The organism is Loktanella agnita (assembly GCF_046640325.1).
Classification (GTDB): Bacteria; Pseudomonadota; Alphaproteobacteria; order Rhodobacterales; family Rhodobacteraceae; genus Yoonia; species Yoonia agnita.
The window spans coordinates 209259-224947 of sequence record NZ_JBJMBF010000005.1 but is presented as its reverse complement, the minus strand read 5'-3'; the positions used below and the strand labels follow the sequence as shown (position 1 = coordinate 224947).

Annotated in this window: 15 protein-coding genes; 3 read left to right on the top strand and 12 right to left on the bottom strand. The window is 58.0% G+C overall.

Going from position 1 to position 15689, the window contains the following annotated elements:
- Nucleotides 1-234 precede the first annotated feature (234 nt).
- Nucleotides 235-2649: a DNA topoisomerase (ATP-hydrolyzing) subunit B gene (gyrB, locus tag ACJ5NV_RS07710; RefSeq protein WP_411643070.1), complete on the bottom strand. Its 2415-nt coding sequence runs from the start codon at nt 2647-2649 to the stop codon at nt 235-237.
- A 107-nt stretch (nt 2650-2756) separates the two neighbouring features.
- Nucleotides 2757-3350, bottom strand: coding sequence for an NAD(P)H-dependent oxidoreductase (locus tag ACJ5NV_RS07705; protein ID WP_411643069.1), 594 nt, complete (start codon nt 3348-3350; stop codon nt 2757-2759).
- Nucleotides 3351-3454: 104 nt separating this feature from the next.
- Here ACJ5NV_RS07705 and ACJ5NV_RS07700 point away from each other — a divergent pair, with 104 nt between their 5' ends.
- A complete protein-coding gene (locus ACJ5NV_RS07700; RefSeq protein WP_411643068.1) occupies nt 3455-4045 on the top strand; it encodes a TetR/AcrR family transcriptional regulator in 591 nt (196 codons plus the stop codon).
- On the opposite strand, the gene ACJ5NV_RS07695 is transcribed toward ACJ5NV_RS07700, so the two are convergent.
- From ACJ5NV_RS07695 to mutM, 10 genes are all read right to left on the bottom strand, one after another.
- Nucleotides 4038-4658 carry a LysE family translocator gene (locus ACJ5NV_RS07695; protein WP_411643067.1) on the bottom strand — a complete coding sequence of 207 codons (621 nt, stop codon included), beginning with the start codon at nt 4656-4658 and terminating at the stop codon, nt 4038-4040. The two genes, ACJ5NV_RS07700 and ACJ5NV_RS07695, sit on opposite strands and share 8 nt — an antisense overlap.
- Entirely contained in the window at nt 4658-5161 is a 504-nt protein-coding gene (locus ACJ5NV_RS07690; RefSeq protein ID WP_411643066.1) for a GNAT family N-acetyltransferase, read from the bottom strand. Before ACJ5NV_RS07690 ends, ACJ5NV_RS07695 begins: the two co-directional genes overlap by 1 nt.
- Before the next feature lie 13 nt (nt 5162-5174).
- Nucleotides 5175-5612, bottom strand: a complete 438-nt coding sequence (locus ACJ5NV_RS07685; protein WP_411643065.1) for a VOC family protein — start codon at nt 5610-5612, stop codon at nt 5175-5177.
- The gene (gene recF, locus ACJ5NV_RS07680) at nt 5609-6727 is read right to left on the bottom strand and encodes a DNA replication/repair protein RecF (RefSeq protein ID WP_411643064.1); all 1119 of its coding nucleotides are present in this window, start codon (nt 6725-6727) and stop codon (nt 5609-5611) included. Before recF ends, ACJ5NV_RS07685 begins: the two co-directional genes overlap by 4 nt.
- 61 nt (nt 6728-6788) lie before the next feature.
- Nucleotides 6789-7907, bottom strand: coding sequence for a DNA polymerase III subunit beta (dnaN, locus tag ACJ5NV_RS07675; protein WP_411643063.1), 1119 nt, complete (start codon nt 7905-7907; stop codon nt 6789-6791).
- Nucleotides 7908-8070: 163 nt separating this feature from the next.
- Nucleotides 8071-8997 carry an extracellular catalytic domain type 1 short-chain-length polyhydroxyalkanoate depolymerase gene (locus ACJ5NV_RS07670; protein WP_411643062.1) on the bottom strand — a complete coding sequence of 309 codons (927 nt, stop codon included), beginning with the start codon at nt 8995-8997 and terminating at the stop codon, nt 8071-8073.
- A 153-nt stretch (nt 8998-9150) separates the two neighbouring features.
- Nucleotides 9151-10497: a chromosomal replication initiator protein DnaA gene (dnaA, locus tag ACJ5NV_RS07665; RefSeq protein WP_411643061.1), complete on the bottom strand. Its 1347-nt coding sequence runs from the start codon at nt 10495-10497 to the stop codon at nt 9151-9153.
- A gap of 611 nt (nt 10498-11108) precedes the next feature.
- Nucleotides 11109-11372 (bottom strand): 30S ribosomal protein S20, encoded by a 264-nt coding sequence (gene rpsT, locus ACJ5NV_RS07660; RefSeq protein ID WP_411643060.1) that lies wholly within the window; start codon nt 11370-11372, stop codon nt 11109-11111.
- A gap of 187 nt (nt 11373-11559) precedes the next feature.
- A complete protein-coding gene (locus tag ACJ5NV_RS07655; RefSeq protein ID WP_411643059.1) occupies nt 11560-12336 on the bottom strand; it encodes an enoyl-CoA hydratase in 777 nt (258 codons plus the stop codon).
- Between the two features lie 63 nt (nt 12337-12399).
- Nucleotides 12400-13251, bottom strand: coding sequence for a bifunctional DNA-formamidopyrimidine glycosylase/DNA-(apurinic or apyrimidinic site) lyase (gene mutM, locus ACJ5NV_RS07650; RefSeq protein ID WP_411643058.1), 852 nt, complete (start codon nt 13249-13251; stop codon nt 12400-12402).
- Between the two features lie 144 nt (nt 13252-13395).
- Here mutM and ubiE point away from each other — a divergent pair, with 144 nt between their 5' ends.
- Both ubiE and ubiB read left to right on the top strand, forming a co-directional pair.
- Nucleotides 13396-14148, top strand: coding sequence for a bifunctional demethylmenaquinone methyltransferase/2-methoxy-6-polyprenyl-1,4-benzoquinol methylase UbiE (gene ubiE / locus ACJ5NV_RS07645; RefSeq protein ID WP_411643133.1), 753 nt, complete (start codon nt 13396-13398; stop codon nt 14146-14148).
- A gap of 1 nt (nt 14149) precedes the next feature.
- The gene (gene ubiB, locus ACJ5NV_RS07640; RefSeq protein ID WP_411643057.1) at nt 14150-15679 is read left to right on the top strand and encodes a 2-polyprenylphenol 6-hydroxylase; all 1530 of its coding nucleotides are present in this window, start codon (nt 14150-14152) and stop codon (nt 15677-15679) included.
- Nucleotides 15680-15689: the final 10 nt, after the last annotated feature.

The following is a 15689-nucleotide window of genomic DNA, read 5'->3' as shown; positions in this document are numbered from 1 at the left end:
TGCGGTAACCCGCAAACTGCTCCCGACGCACACCGACATCATAGAGAGTAGTAATCGATCCTCTGTCGCTCGCCGTGAACTACTCGGCAAAAATTCACTGTCGGAAAAAACGACACCGATCATGCAGAAAATTCGACCTTGAAAAAAATGCTTCAAACGGGGGCAGCGCAAACTATTGGGTGAATCGCGCAAACCTTTGGGTCGAACGTAAGGTTATGCGCGATCCTACAACGTTCAGAAGTCCAGATTTTCGACGCTCAACGCGTTGTTCTGGATGAATTCGCGCCGTGGTTCGACCACGTCGCCCATGAGCTTGGTGAACAGGTCGTCCGCTTCGGCGACGTCATCGATTTTGACTTGCAAGAGCGTGCGTGCATCGGGGTCCAATGTTGTTTCCCAGAGCTGGTCTGGGTTCATCTCACCCAGCCCTTTGTAGCGCTGTAGCGAAAGACCCTTTTCGCCTTCTTCGAGGATCGCTTTCAGCAGATCAAGCGGGCCATGGATAAGTTGGCTGCGGTCTTTGCGCACGAGCGTCGCAGGCAGGTTGTAGACGTCCTGCAAGCCTTGGGTGAAGGAGCCGGTTCTGCGCGCCTCGCCCGAGCGGAGCAGCGGACCGTCCAGCGTGCGCACCTCTTCCACGCCGCGCAGGATGCGGGCCAGACGAATGCCGTGATCTTGTGTGATCCGCCCCTGCCAGCCGCGTTCCCATTCCAATGCAATCAGGTCCAGCCGTTTGGCCACCCGGTCCGCCACGCCTTGCAAATCAGAATCAACCGCGCCGGGCACAAAGGCCCCGGCGATGGCGGCCTGTTCCAGAATATGGCGCGGGTAGTGGGTCGGGAATGCGTCCAGCACACGTTTGAGCTGGCGCGCGTCATCCACGACACGGCGCAGATCGGCCCCAGCGATTTCTTCGCCATTGCCCTGCCGCAGCATCGCGCCGTCAATGCCCTGTTCGATCAGATATTCATCCATCGCGGCCTGATCCTTGAGGTAAACCTCTGACTTGCCGCGTGACACTTTGTAGAGCGGGGGCTGCGCGATGTAGAGGTATCCGCCTTCAATCAGCTCTGGCATTTGCCGGAAGAAGAACGTGAGCAGCAAGGTCCGGATGTGTGCGCCATCCACGTCAGCATCGGTCATGATGACCACCTTGTGGTAGCGCAGTTTATCGATGTTGAATTCGTCACGCCCGATGCCGGTGCCAAGCGCCATGACGAGGTTGCCGACCTCTTGGCTGGACAGCATCCGGTCGAACCGCGCCCGTTCCACGTTCAGGATTTTACCGCGCAGGGGCAGGATTGCCTGTGTTTTCCGGTCGCGCCCGGTCTGGGCGGAGCCGCCGGCAGAGTCACCCTCCACCAAGAAAACTTCGGTCTTCGAAGGGTCTTTTTCGGAGCAATCTTTCAGCTTTGACGCGTTGAAATTCACGTCCATCGCCGATTTGCGTCGGATTTCGCGGGCTTTGCGCGCTGCCTCTCGCGCGGCGGCGGCTTCAACAATCTTTGATATGATCATTTTGGCAACCTGTGGATTTTCTTCAAACCACTCGTTCAGTTTTTCACCCACCAGGTTTTCCACTGCGGGACGGACCTCGGAACTGACGAGTTTGTCTTTGGTTTGGCTGGAAAATTTTGGATCCGGCACTTTGACCGACAACACACAGGTCAGCCCCTCGCGGGCATCATCCCCGGTCAGCGACACTTTTTCTTTTTTCGAGATCCCGGTCTCAGCAGCATATTTCGCAATTGCGCGGGTCAAAGCGCCACGGAAACCAGCCAAATGGGCCCCCCCATCGCGCTGGGGGATATTGTTGGTGAAGGGCAGCACCATTTCATTGTAGCTGTCGTTCCACCACATCGCGACCTCAACCCCGATATCGTCACGTTCACCGACAACATAAATCGGCGCGTCCATCAGCGGGGTCTTGGAGCGGTCGAGGTATTTTACGAATTCCTTAACGCCACCTTCATAGTATAAATCCACTTTGAGCGGCTCAGCAGGCCGCAGATCTTCGAGGATGATCCGCACGCCGGAGTTCAGAAAGGCCAGTTCGCGCAGCCGTTTTTCCAACGTGTGGAATTCGTAATCCCGGTTGCTGAATGTCTCTGTCGAGGCGAGGAAGGTGACCTCTGTGCCTTTGCGACCATTGGCGTCGCCTTCGACGCGCAGATGTTCTTTGGTGAAGCCGCCTTCGAACCGGGCGTAATGCTCCTTGCCGTCGCGCCAGATGCGCAGTTCAAGGAAATCGGACAGCGCGTTGACCACCGACACGCCCACGCCGTGAAGGCCGCCCGAGACCTTGTAAGAGTTGCTGTCGAATTTCCCGCCCGCGTGGAGCTGGGTCATAATAACCTCGGCCGCGGAAACGCCTTCTTCTTCGTGGATGCCGACCGGAATACCGCGCCCGTTATCGCCGACGGTGACCGACCCGTCGGCGTTGATTTTCACGTAAACATGGTCGGCATGACCGGCCAATGCTTCGTCAATGCCGTTGTCGACGACTTCATACACCATGTGGTGCAGGCCAGAGCCATCGTCAGTATCCCCGATATACATACCGGGGCGCTTTCTGACGGCTTCTAACCCTTTGAGAACCTTGATAGAATCGGCGCCATATTCTTGGTTGTTCTTGTTATCTTCGGCCATGTAACTTGTCCCGTAACTTCTTGCCCAAAATATATGCGTTTTGGGGGAGGTTGTCACGCGAATGACACAAGATTTTGTGGTTTTGGAAGAACTTATTCCAACAGGATTCAGGCTGCGATTTTCCCAAGATTGCTTACGGTTTTTGACCAGCGTCTGACTTGCTGTTCTGTTGCCTCGCTCGCCGGGGAAAACCACGTGTAACGGGTGGGTTTGATGCCGACAAATCCGAGGATTTGTTTTGTCGTTTGGTGCATGAAGGCCTGTTTGTAGATCAGCCGTTCGAACCACGCAGGGGTGTCCGATGTGACAATCACCCGCGCTGTCTTGCCCGTTAACATTGGCGTCGGCATGCCCAGCCGGGTGCTGACGCGTGTGTTGAAGGCCCGCCCGGGTAGCAAGGCCCGATCAAAAAGCCCTTTCAGCTTGGCGGGCAGTCCGCCCCACCACAAAGGTGTCATTATGACAATGTGTTCGGCCCATTCAAGATCCGTCATGAATGCCTCTAAAGGCGCTTCAAGCGCTTTGAACTGGGTGTAGTTTCCCTTCCCGAAATCCATATCAAATGCCATTTCTGATAGGTGGTGCAGCCGAATTTTGGCCCCTGCCTGCTTTGCTGCATTTCCATAACTGTCAGCAAAATAGCGTGACAGTGATGCTTCGCCGGGATTCCCGTCGAGGATGAGGATGCGTTTTTGTGTCATATCGGATTCCTTAAATTGACTATGGTCATTTTATAGAGTCAAAAATTGACCGTGGTCAATTACTAAATTTGACCACGGTCAAACAATCTGCGATATCTGTACGTATGGAGACACGCGCACCGCAAAAACGCCGCCTTGCCACACGCCAAAAGCTGATCGATGCCGCACGCACGATTGTGCAAAAGGCTGGATTTGAAACGTTGCGCGTAGAAGATGTGGTTGCCCGTGCGCAGGTCGCAAAGGGGACGTTCTTTTCCCATTTTGAGGATAAAGACCGCCTGATGGCCCTGCTGATCGGCGAGCAGATGGAGCGCATCCTGTCAGAGATCGCCGCCCGCCCCGCGCCGGAAAGCATTGACAGCATAACCGATGCCTTTGCCGTGCTAATGGACTATATGGCGCAGGACCGCGTGGTTTTTGATGTGGTCATACGTTTTTCCGGTGCCGCGGCGATTGAAACGACTGAGCTGATCTCGCTCAACTTTCTGCATCAGACTGAACTGGTGGCCACATGGATTGCCCGGCTACAGGGAACCGTGATCCGCAGTGATGTGGATGCGGTGCTGCTGGCCGAAGGATTTCAGGCCTTTGCAGTGCAGGCGATGGCGCTGAAATTCTGCGCGCTGCATGATGCAGGCACGCATGAAGAACGCTTGCGCCCTTATCTGCATGCCTGGCTGGCCGCGCCTAAGTAAACCCAATCACGACGCCAACGGCGATCAGAAGCCCGCCCGCTGTTATGTTCATCCGCCGGATCGCACCGGGCGAGGTCATCAGGCTGCGCACCCTGTCGACAGAGGCCGCAAGCACCAGGTTCCCCAAAAGCGGGATCAGGAAGCTGAGAAAGCAGATGGCGAGAATATCCAGCACGGTCACCTGCGTCAGATCGAAAAAGCCCGGCAGTACCCCCATGTAGAACAGGATGGCCTTGGGATTACCGAGGATTACTGCGAGCCCTGCAAGAAACCCCGCCCACATACCCGGCCGCGTCAGACGGCTGTCGGAGCCGATCGTTTTATCCGCGTTGCGGATCAGCGCGATGCCCATCACGACGAACACGACCACGGCGACCCAGCGCAGCACATCCATGAAGCCTGCGAATTCCGAGACGAGCCATGTGACACCCAGCACCGCGACCAGTGGCCAGAGCACATCGCCAACGACAACCCCTAGCGCCAGCGGCCAAGCTGCCTGAAACCCGCCCGATAGCGACCGCGCGAGCAGTGCCACCCAGACCGGCCCCGGTGTCATGAACAGAATGAAAAGCGCGCCCGCGTAGAGAAGCAGGTCCCAAGGTGTCGCGGTCATCAGATTGGGTGCCCCACAAGATCAATCAGCGCGTCAGGGTCCCAGGCGAGATTGTCCAGCGGTAAGACCATTAGCCCGTCGCTGGGCTGCTCGTAGATCGCATGGGTCCTGTTATGAAGCAGCGAGATGAACCGGATCGTATTTGTCATGGCTTGAAACCCATTGCCCGCATAGAGGGGCGCATCCCCGAAGAGGATGAAGAACTGCGCCGGGCTTTGCTTTACCTCGGCAATCGCCGCCCGCAAAAGGGCCGACGCGATCCCCTGCCCCCGGCAGGCGGCGTCGGTGGCGACATCGCCTAGCCCGGCAACAGTTACGGCCGTATCGCCCATGCGAATATCGCGCAGGTCGATCCCCATATGCCCGACGATCCGGTCATCCTGCCGGGTCACCAAACGAAGATGCGGGCGTTGCTGGCAGAACGACCGCCCGCCGAAATCACTGTCGAAGGCCGCGCCAAGCAGGTTGGCGATCTGTCCCTCATCCGCTGGGCACAGCCGCATTTCGTCAATTCGTTCAATCTGCATCAGGTGCGGGCAGCGTCAGGCTGCCATCCGTGTTGAGCGGCCAGAATGGGTTATGCGCGACCTCCCACACATGTCCGTCGGGATCAGCGTAGTAGCCCGAATAACCACCCCAGAATACCTTTTCTGGTGCTTTCAACGCCTCTGCCCCAGCCGCGATGGCCTGCGCGTAGGCGGCGTCAACTTCGGCCTCGGTTTCGAAATTCTGGGCCAACGTCATCGCGCCGGTTCCCAGCTTTGCATCCGGGCGGCCCTGATCCTTGGCCAGTGGTTCCAGCCCAAAAAAGCCCAACACCATGCCGTTGATCTGATAGAAGACGACCTCACCCTCATCCGAAGTCGGCACCCAGCCGAGCGCGGCGTAAAATGTCTTGGACCGGGTCAAATCAGCGACGCCAAGGGTGATCAGGGTGACACGTTGCGGGGTCATGCGCTGTCCTTTCTGGTGACGGTTGAGAGGCCGTTTTCATCGGTTACTTCGGTAAATTGGGCCCGGCTGCCCAGTTCGGCGAAAAGCTCTGGCCCGGTGCCGGTCATGAAGGCCTGCGCGCCGAGGGCGCAGATTTCATCATAAAGCGCGGCGCGGCGGGTGGCGTCAAGATGGGCTGCGACCTCATCCAGCAACAGGATCGGCGGCGCGCCGAAATCGCGGGCGAGCGCCCGTCCGTTTGCGAGGATCAGGCTGATTAACAGCGCCTTTTGTTCGCCGGTCGAGCAATCCTTTGCGGCAACGCCTTTATCTGCAAAGACAGCCTTTAGATCGGCGCGGTGCGGTCCGATCAGGCTGCGCCCGGCGGCCATGTCGCGCGAGCGGTTTTCTTTCAACGCGGCCTGTAGCGCCGCAGCATCATCGGGGGCATCACAAGCCGGGTCCGGGTGGATCAGATCGAGCAGGCCGGTTGGGAAAGCGGTCTGCGCTTCGCTTTGCGCTTGGGTCAGTAGCAGGATCGCATCGGCGCGGTTACGGTGCATGGCGGCCCCGGATTCAGCCATCTGCGCCTCAAGTGCCGTATACCAATGCGGGTCGCGCACCATGTCTTTTAACAGACGGTTACGTTCGCGCATCGCCTTTTCATAGCTCAGCACCGCATCCGCATGGGTTGGTTCGAAACTGAGCGTGGCGCGGTCAAGAAAGCGTCGCCGCCCTTCAGCCCCTTCGATCCAAAGTCGGTCCATAGCGGGCACCAGCCAGAGAATGCGCGCGATCCGCCCCAATGCGACCTGCGGCGCGGCCTTGTCATCAATGCGCAGCTGGCGTGGGTTTCCGGCCTCGGCCCAGGTTTCGATTTCATGTGTCTGGTGCAGGGATTGCAGTTGCGCGGTAATCTTCCAGCCTAATGCCTCTGGCCTGCGGGTCAGGTCATCAGCTGCCGCACGGCGCAAACCGCGACCGGGCGACAGCAGCGAGACGGCCTCTAACAGGTTGGTTTTGCCCGCCCCGTTTGGCCCGAAAATCGCCATCGGGCGCGGGTCAAGATCAAGAACCGCGCGTTTATGGCTGCGAAAATGCGAAAGCGTCAGTTTGGAAAGCGCAAGCTGTGTCATGGGCGCTGATCAGGATTTTCAAAAATCCTGCTTCCAAAAATTTTGCAAATTTTTGACCCTGTCACACGCGCATCGGCATCACGACATAGATCGCGCTGGTGTCGTTACCTTCGCGCATGAGCGTCGGGTCACCGGAAGAATTGAACATGAACACGGCGTTTTCCCGGTCTACCTGACTGGCGATTTCCAGCAGGTATTTCGCGTTGAACCCGATTTCGAGCCGTTCGTCGGAATAGGCGACGGCCAGCTCTTCTTCGGCCGCACCGCTGTCGGGCGCGTTCACGGACAGCACCAGCCGGTCTTCATCAAGCGCCAGTTTCACCGCGCGCGAGCGTTCAGAAGACACTGTTGCAACGCGGTCCACCGCCTTGGCGAATTCGGTTGCATCGACTTCCAGCTTGCGGGTGTTGCCCTGCGGGATAACGCGGGTGTAGTCGGGGAAGGTACCATCAATGACCTTGGATGTGAGGGTGATATCAGGTGTGGCAAAGCGGATTTTCGTTTCCGAGACGGAGACGGCAATCTGCATCTCGTCGTCTTCCAGCAGTTTGCGCAGCTCGCCCACGGTCTTACGCGGCACAATCACGCCGGGCATATCGGCGGCCCCGTCGGGCAGATCCGCGTCAATCCGGGCAAGCCGGTGCCCGTCGGTCGCCACACAGCGCAGCATTTTGCCACCATCCCCGTCCGCCACATGCATGTAGACGCCGTTAAGATAGTAGCGTGTTTCCTCGGTCGAGATGGCGAATTTCGACTTGTCGAACAGCCGCCGCAGCACTGGCGCGGGGGCGGCGAAATTCGCGCTGTATTCCGAGGACGCCATGACTGGGAAGTCTTCTTTGGGCAGCGTCGCGAGAGAGAAATTGGATCGTCCAGCCTCGATCGTGAGCCGTCCGGCGGTGCTGTCTTCGCTCAGCGTCACCAGCGCGCCGTCAGGCAGTTTGCGCACGATTTCATTCAGTGTCACCGCAGCGACTGTTGTGGCACCAGCGCGTTCAACCTTGGCCGGAGCGCGGTCGACGACCTCAATGTCCAGATCGGTTGCGCGGAACTGCACATCGTCGCCTTCGGCTTCGATCAGCACGTTGGCCAAGATCGGAATTGTATTGCGCCGCTCGACCACGGATTGGGCCTGGGCCACCGCTTTGAGAAGAACCGCGCGCTCGATGCTGAATTTCATGTCCCAATCTCCGCATATCTTGATGGCCGGGGCTGCCGGGACGCGAAATCTACTGCATTTCCACGGCGGCTCAAGGTGTTTTTTGCGACTGTCAGGCAGGGACTGCGCAGGGTCAAGCCCTGCGGGGGCGCAAAGGGTCAGGACCGATGCTTTTCTGGCTCATTCAACGCAGGTATCGGCGCAGAAACAACATCGCAGCAACCAGAGGATAGATTGACCGCCGGTAGCCAAAGAAAAAACGTATCATTTCGCGTGTGGCGTGGGGACCACGTGGGTCGGCATAGCTGCCTGCCGGGTTCCCGCCCGACCACGCGTGATCCAGCCCCGCCACTTTCCAATATTCTGCGCGCGCGTTGTCTGCGGTCGCCCCGATCAGGTGCCGGTGGCACCAGCGCCAGCCTGAAAATAGCCTGCGCCGTGTGACCTTTGCCTCTGGCGCAAAGGCGATCCGGTCACCATTCGCAGGCACAACGGTCGTGTCCGCGTCACCCTGAAAGATAATGGCGCGCGTGGGGCCGGGCCCGATTTCGCCCGTATCGCCATTTTCCATCGCGTGAAACGCCCCCGGCACGGTCCGCGCCGCGCCCATTGGGACGCCTGCATGAATCCCAATCGCGTTGATCCTGTCAGGATAAGCCCGCCCCAGAATAGCGGCGAGCGAGGCACCTGCCGAAAGCCCCGCAACAAAAACTTGCGGCGTCGTCAGATCATGGGCGGCAATCACGTCATCAACGATCTGCATGACGGTCGCAGCCTCACCCGATTGTCCCTGATTGCGCGGATTGAACCAGTTCCAGCAGCGTTTCATATTGGCCGACAGATTTTGCTGCGGATAAATGACCAGAAAGCCGTGGCTGTCGGCGTAACGGTTCATGCGGGTGCCTTGGGCAAAATCCTCGGCCGTTTGGGTGCAGCCATGCAGCATCACCACCACCGCCGGGTCGCGGGCAAGCCGCGGCGGCTGGTAAAGTTTGTAAGTGATGTGGGTCAGGGCAGTCGATATTTCGCCATCCTGAAAAATATCGGCATCCACCTCGCGCCGGGGAAAGATCCCGCCCCAGAGGTACTGCGCTGCAAATCGTTCCGTCATGGCCACCGCTCCGTTCATGGCCTCCCCTGTTGCAGGTTGCTCATGGTTGGTGGCCCGCGTCCAGCGCAAACCACAGCCTATAATGCAAGTGCAGAAACTCGCCGAATGCGGTGGGGCGTTCAGGCGGAATCGCCCCTTTTCAGGGCGCTGGGGCTATTCTTCAAGCGCGCGGCGCAACAGTTCCAGATCATCGGCCATTTGGCTGTCTGTCGCCTTTAGCTCTTCGATGCGGCGCACCCCGTGCATAACGGTGGTGTGATCGCGCCCGCCAAACCGGCGTCCGATCTCAGGCAGAGAGCGGCTGGTCATATGCTTGGCAAGATACATGGCAATCTGGCGTGGCCGCGCGTAGTTGCGCACCCGCTTTGGCCCGATCATATCGGACAGCCGGATGTTGTAGTGTTCGGACACTTTCCGCTGGATTTCCTCGACCGTAACCTTGCGGTCCGAGGCTTTGAGCACATCCGACAGGCAGTCCTGCGTCAGTTCCAGCGTGATTTCGCGACCTACAAGCGAGGCAAAGGCGAAGAGCCGGGTCAGCGCACCTTCAAGCACGCGCACATTGGTGGAAATCCGATGGGCGAGGAATTCCAGCACGCCGGGGGCGATAACCAATTCGGGGTATTGGGCGGCATAAACGCCGACTTTGGACTGCAGAATGCCCAAGCGGAGTTCATAATCGGTCGGGTGCAGATCAACGACCAGCCCGCATTGCAGACGAGATTTAATCCGCTCTTCCAAATCCTTGATCTCGCCGGGGGCACGGTCGGCCGAAATGATGATCTGCTTTTGCCCGTCCACCAGCGCATTGAAAGTGTGAAAGAACTCTTCCTGTGTGCTGTCTTTGCCACCGATGAACTGCACGTCATCGACCATCAGCACATCGACCGAACGGAACAGCTGTTTGAAATCCATCATCTTGCGTTCACGCAGGGCGGTGATGAAGCGGTACATGAACTGCTCGGCGGACAGGTAGAGCACGTTCAATTCAGGCGAGCGCTGCTTTAGCTCATGCGCGATGGCATGCATCAGGTGGGTTTTCCCCAGACCGACGCCACCATAAAGGAACAGCGGGTTAAAGGTGACAGGGCCACCTTCGGCCACGCGGCGTGCCGCAGCATGGGCGAGCTCGTTGGGTTTGCCAACAACAAACGTATCGAATGTGAACCGCGCATCCAGTGGTGCGCCAGAGATGTCTTCCGTGGCCGTTGCCTTGGCGACGGGCCGGGCTTTGGGAGTTGGCGCGGCAGTGTGGGTCGTGCTTGGTACGGTGAAGCGCAGGCGCTGCACATCCTGCCCCTGTTTGTTCATGTGATAGATGATCTGATCACCGAAATTCTGGGACACATAGTTGCCGATGAAATTCGTCGGGACGTGGAACGTCGCGATGCCGCCAGCAAGCTGTGCGAATTCCAATGGTTCGATCCAATTGGAAAAGTTGTTCGTCCCAATCGCGCCCTTCAATGCCGCGAGCACCTTTGCCCAGATGTCGTTGGTCATTTTTGCCCTTTGTCCCACGTATTCAACTTTACACTACACACATCGGGGCGCACCCCCCTGCGTTAACCATCTCACCAGCACAAACCTTACCGCGACCAGGGGGTCCCCACCCCGGCAGAAGGCCTTTTACAAAATCCATAGGTTCCAGAGACGACCCTTGCGAAAACGCAAATGCCGCCGCCAAATGGCAGACAAAAGAACATAGACCAGCAGCCATTGCGAAGGGAGCAGACCCCCGGCAACGTTGCAGACACAAGACAGCATGGTATCACAGCATTACACTGCCGATGCCGACGCCACCTAATGTATGAAGCCAACGTTTGCTGGGCGATTGCACGGCGTAAAGCCTTGTATCAAACACCCCAACAAACCGTCGGTTTCTTCCATGTCCCCCCGGAACGATGTGAATCGTTGGCATAAACTAGCAAGCTGATTGGGGCACCTTCAACATAACATCGCCCTTGACTCAGTGATTGCCTGAAAAGAATCTACCAGCCCCTTAAAAAGCTACGCAACCTGCGCAATGGGGCAACACCGCAACAAAAAAGCGCGCCCCATCAGGGCGCGCTTTGGTCATATACTTCCGGCCAGAATCAGCCGGTTTCTGCCGATCAGCCGAGTGCCTTGACACGCGATGACAGGCGCGAAATTTTCCGCGAAGCCGTGTTCTTGTGCACAACACCTTTGGTGACGCCGCGCATCAGCTCTGGCTGCGCCGCTTTCAGCGCGGCAGCCGCTGCTTTCTGGTCACCAGAGGCGATCGCCTCTTCTACAATGCGCAGATAAGTGCGGATACGCGAACGGCGCATTTTGTTGACAGCAAAGCGGGCCGCATTTTGGCGGGCGCGTTTTTTGGACTGGGGCGTATTTGCCATGTGGTCTTTCCCTTCGTCGGGTGCATAAAGATTTCGATAGCGCAGAATGCCCCGACCGGGTTCAGTACCGGTGTGTCTGGCCTAGGCGGGCCTCACGCGCATGTATGGCGGCGGCACTAAGCTGTCCGCGTGACCGAGTCAACTGTGTTTGAGATGTTTTCCTATCCGACGCGGCACCTGGGCACACTTACTTGTCGCGGAACTGTGCTTCGCGCTTTTCAGTAAACGCCGTCATGCCTTCGCTTTGATCATCCGTGGCGAACATTGCCTGAAACAGGCGGCGTTCGTAATTCAGCCCTTCGGTGAGCGTCGTCTCAAAGGCCCGGTCCACAGCATCCTTGGCGGCCATTGCGGCAATCTGTGATTTCTCTGCAATCTTGTCGGCGGCTGACCTTGCCTCTGCCATCAGCTTTTTCGCGGGCACAACCCTGCTGACCAGACCGCTGCGCTCTGCCTCTTCTGCATTCATGAACCGCCCGGTCAGATGCATGTCCATCGCTTTTGACTTGCCCACAAAGCGCGTCAGCCGCTGGGTGCCGCCCATCCCGGCAATCACACCCAGATTAATCTCTGGCTGGCCAAACTTGGCGGTATCAGCGGCGATGATGAAATCGCACATCATTGCAAGTTCGCAGCCTCCGCCCAGCGCATAGCCAGAAACCGCCGCGATAATTGGCTTGCGAATGCGGGCAAAGCGGTCGGTTTCGTTCTGGAAGAACCGCGAGGTATACATGTCGACAAAGCTTTTGTCGGCCATTTCGCTGATATCCGCCCCGGCGGCAAATGCCTTTTCCGAACCGGTTATGATGATGCAGCGGACTTTGTCATTAGCGTCCGCCTCTTCCAAAGCGGTGCATAATTCGCCCAGCAATGTGCTGTTGAGCGCGTTCAGCGCATCGGGCCGGTTGAGTGTGATAGTCGCGATATCATCTTCGACATCCACAATGATTGTCTCAAACGCCATGCTGCTGTCCCTTTTCGCGCTGGTCTGACACTAGTGCTTAGCAAAGCGCGGGGCCGGATCAAGTTATCTTTGGCATTGCGGGCAAAAGAAAGTTGAGCGTCCCGATTGCACGATTCGCTGGATTGTCTTTTCACATCCGGGGGTTACGCAGGGCGCATCTGCCTTGTCATAAGCCTTAAAAACATGCTGGAAGTACCCCAGCTCCCCATCCGCCTGCCGGTAATCACGCAGTGATGATCCGCCAGCCTCAATGGCTTCCGACAGGACATCGCGGATCAGCGGGACCAGCATTGCGACCCGTTTGGCGCTGATCTGCCCAGCCTTTCGGCGCGGATCTATCCCGGCCCGAAACAGCACCTCGCATACATAGATATTGCCGAGCCCCGCCACGATCCGCTGGTCAAGCAGGGCGGTCTTGATCGGCGTGTTGCGCCCCTGCAAACGGTCAATCAGATAGGCTTCGTTAAAGGTGTTACCCAAAGGTTCAGGCCCAAGATCGCGCAATAGCCAGTGATCCTCTTGCTCTGCCGTCGCCATCAGATCCATTGCACCGAAGCGCCGTGCGTCGTTGAAGGTGATCCGCGCGCTGTTCGCCATATGCAGGACGACATGATCATGCTTGGCCGGGGTCGGATGTGGGTGATGAAATTCGCCGACCGTATGGCCAGATATCAGCATCCGCCCTGACATGCCCAGATGGATCAACAGGGTTTCCCCGCTGTCCAGATCGGCCAGAATATATTTGGAGCGTCGACGCAGCCGGTCGATGCGCCGTCCCTGTAGCCGCGCCGCCATATCGGGCGGAAAAGGCCAGCGCAGGTCGGGCCGGTTCACATCGGCACGCGCAATAATCTGGCCTTCCGTAACGGGGGCAAGACCGGCTTTGACGGTTTCAACCTCGGGCAATTCGGGCATCGCAGCGCGCCTTTCAAAAATCAGGCTATATATCTAGGTGAACTGATGAAGAATGCCCATAGCCCGTTGGCGTGGCAGATTGACCATTTGTCTCTGGCGCTAACTGCGTATACGTCAGAAACAGAATTCACGCGAAAGCAAACCATGACCGAGCCGACCGATAACACCACCCATTTCGGATTTGAAACCGTCCGCGAGGATGAAAAGGCAGGGCGCGTACAGGGCGTCTTTTCATCCGTGGCGAGCAAATATGACATCATGAATGACGTGATGTCCGGCGGCGTGCACCGTATCTGGAAAGATGCGATGATGGATTGGCTCGCCCCGCGTCCCGGCCAGCAATTGCTGGATGTGGCGGGCGGGACTGGTGACATTTCTTTTCGGTTTCTGAAACGCGCGGGCCATGGGCATGCGACTGTGCTGGACCTGACAGAGCCGATGCTGGTCGAAGGGCGCAAAAGGGCCGAGGCTGCCGATATGTCCGACAGCCTTGATTGGGTGGTGGGCGATGCGATGGCCCTGCCGTTCGAGGCGAATACATTCGATGTCTACACGATCAGCTTTGGCATCCGGAATGTGACCCGCCCGCAGGATGCGCTGGCCGAGGCTTATCGCGTGCTGAAACCGGGTGGCCGGTTGATGGTGCTGGAATTCAGTCAACTGCCGAACCCGATGATGCAGGCCGCATATGACGCCTATTCCTTTAACGTGATTCCACGCATGGGGCAGATGATTGCAGGCGACCGGGACAGCTATCAGTATCTGGTCGAATCGATCCGAAAATTCCCTGATCAGGACAGCTTTCTGGCGATGATCCGCGCCGCGGGGTTCGAAAATGCGAAGTACCGCAATCTGACCATGGGCGTTGCCTGCCTGCATTCTGGCTGGAAATTGTAACTTGCGCGGCCCGCATAATATCCTCCGCCTCATCCGGACTGGCGCCACGTTCGAACGCACCGGCGCGATGAATATCGTGCTGGACGCGTTTGAAGCGGGGCCATTGCTGCGTATCACCTTTCGCGCGCTGGTCTGGCCGTTCCGCTGGCTGGGTTACAAGGGCGATCCGACAATGCCCCCTGCGCCGCGTGCGCTGACCGCGCTTGGCCCCGCTTATATCAAATTTGGGCAAGTTTTATCGACCCGACCCGACGTGGTGGGCGAAGAGCTGGCGGTACAGCTGCGCGTGCTGCAAGACAAGCTGCCCCCGTTTTCCATGCGCGAGGCGAAAGAGACGATCCAGCGTGAGTTGGGCGCGCCTTTCGATCAGCTGTTTTCAACGTTTTCCGAGCCTGTGGCCGCTGCATCGTTGGCACAGGTACATAAGGCACATCTGGCCGACACCGGCGAAGCTGTTGCCGTTAAAATTCTACGCCCCGGAATCGAACGTGCGTTCCAGCGCGACATTGATGCATTTTATTTCGCCGCGCGCGCGATTGAAGTGCTTTCGCCGGCCTCTCGCCGGTTGCGCCCGATGGATGTGATCACCCATTTCGAAGGTGTCGTCCGGGGTGAACTTGATCTACGACTGGAAAGCAGTGCCGCTGGCGAATTCGCCGCCAATACCGAAGGTGATGCAGGCTTTCAGGTTCCCATGGTACGCTGGCATCTGTCCAGTCGCCGGGTGATGACGCTTGGCTGGGCAGAGGGCACGAATATCGGCATCAATGATGCGCTGGACGCGGCGGGCCATGACCGCCGTGCGCTTGCCACCCGTGTGTTGCAACTGTTTCTGAACCATGCGCTGCGCGACGGTTTTTTCCATGGCGATATGCATCAGGGAAACCTGAAGGTTGCCGCGAATGGTGATATTATCGCCTATGATTTTGGGATCATGGGCCGGATCGACGAATATACCCGCCGCGTCTATGCCGAAATCCTGTTCGGATTTATTCGCAAGGATTACCAGCGTGTTGCCGAGGTACATTTCGAGGCGGGCTACGTGCCCGCTAACCAAGATGTGGATGAATTCGCCCGGGCCTTGCGTGCTGTGGGAGAGCCAATTTTCGGTATGGACGCCAGCCGGATTTCGATGGCCCGCTTGCTGAGCTACTTGTTCGAGGTGACCGAACGCTTTGGGATGGAAACCCGGACTGAGTTGATCCTATTGCAGCGCACTATGGTTGTGGTGGAAGGCGTGGCGCGGTCGCTTGACCCGCATATGAATATCTGGCAGGTCGCCAAACCCGTGGTGGAAGATTACATCAAACAGTCCATTGGCCCGCAGGCGTTAATGCGCGATTTGGCAAAGACCACCCGCATTCTGTCACGCTTTGGTCCACAACTGCCCCGGCTGGCAGAGCAGGCGCTGATCCGTCTGAATAATCCGCCCCCGCCGCCTAAGCCGCAGCGGCGCAAGGCGCGTATTGCCTGGATGGCGCTGGGAGCCGTATTAGCAACAAGCGCAATTACGCTCGGCAATTTGCTTTGACCGTCAGAGC

Bases quoted from the DNA above. Each gene is read 5' to 3' on its own strand.
- gyrB (WP_411643070.1), bottom strand. From the start codon at position 2,649: ATGGCCGAAGATAACAAGAACAACCAAGAATATGGCGCCGATTCTATC.
- ACJ5NV_RS07705 (WP_411643069.1), bottom strand. From the start codon at position 3,350: ATGACACAAAAACGCATCCTCATCCTCGACGGGAATCCCGGCGAAGCA.
- ACJ5NV_RS07700 (WP_411643068.1), top strand. From the start codon at position 3,455: ATGGAGACACGCGCACCGCAAAAACGCCGCCTTGCCACACGCCAAAAG.
- ACJ5NV_RS07695 (WP_411643067.1), bottom strand. From the start codon at position 4,658: ATGACCGCGACACCTTGGGACCTGCTTCTCTACGCGGGCGCGCTTTTC.
- ACJ5NV_RS07690 (WP_411643066.1), bottom strand. From the start codon at position 5,161: ATGCGGCTGTGCCCAGCGGATGAGGGACAGATCGCCAACCTGCTTGGC.
- ACJ5NV_RS07685 (WP_411643065.1), bottom strand. From the start codon at position 5,612: ATGACCCCGCAACGTGTCACCCTGATCACCCTTGGCGTCGCTGATTTG.
- recF (WP_411643064.1), bottom strand. From the start codon at position 6,727: ATGACACAGCTTGCGCTTTCCAAACTGACGCTTTCGCATTTTCGCAGC.
- dnaN (WP_411643063.1), bottom strand. From the start codon at position 7,907: ATGAAATTCAGCATCGAGCGCGCGGTTCTTCTCAAAGCGGTGGCCCAG.
- ACJ5NV_RS07670 (WP_411643062.1), bottom strand. From the start codon at position 8,997: ATGACGGAACGATTTGCAGCGCAGTACCTCTGGGGCGGGATCTTTCCC.
- dnaA (WP_411643061.1), bottom strand. From the start codon at position 10,497: ATGACCAACGACATCTGGGCAAAGGTGCTCGCGGCATTGAAGGGCGCG.
- rpsT (WP_411643060.1), bottom strand. From the start codon at position 11,372: ATGGCAAATACGCCCCAGTCCAAAAAACGCGCCCGCCAAAATGCGGCC.
- ACJ5NV_RS07655 (WP_411643059.1), bottom strand. From the start codon at position 12,336: ATGGCGTTTGAGACAATCATTGTGGATGTCGAAGATGATATCGCGACT.
- mutM (WP_411643058.1), bottom strand. From the start codon at position 13,251: ATGCCCGAATTGCCCGAGGTTGAAACCGTCAAAGCCGGTCTTGCCCCC.
- ubiE (WP_411643133.1), top strand. From the start codon at position 13,396: ATGACCGAGCCGACCGATAACACCACCCATTTCGGATTTGAAACCGTC.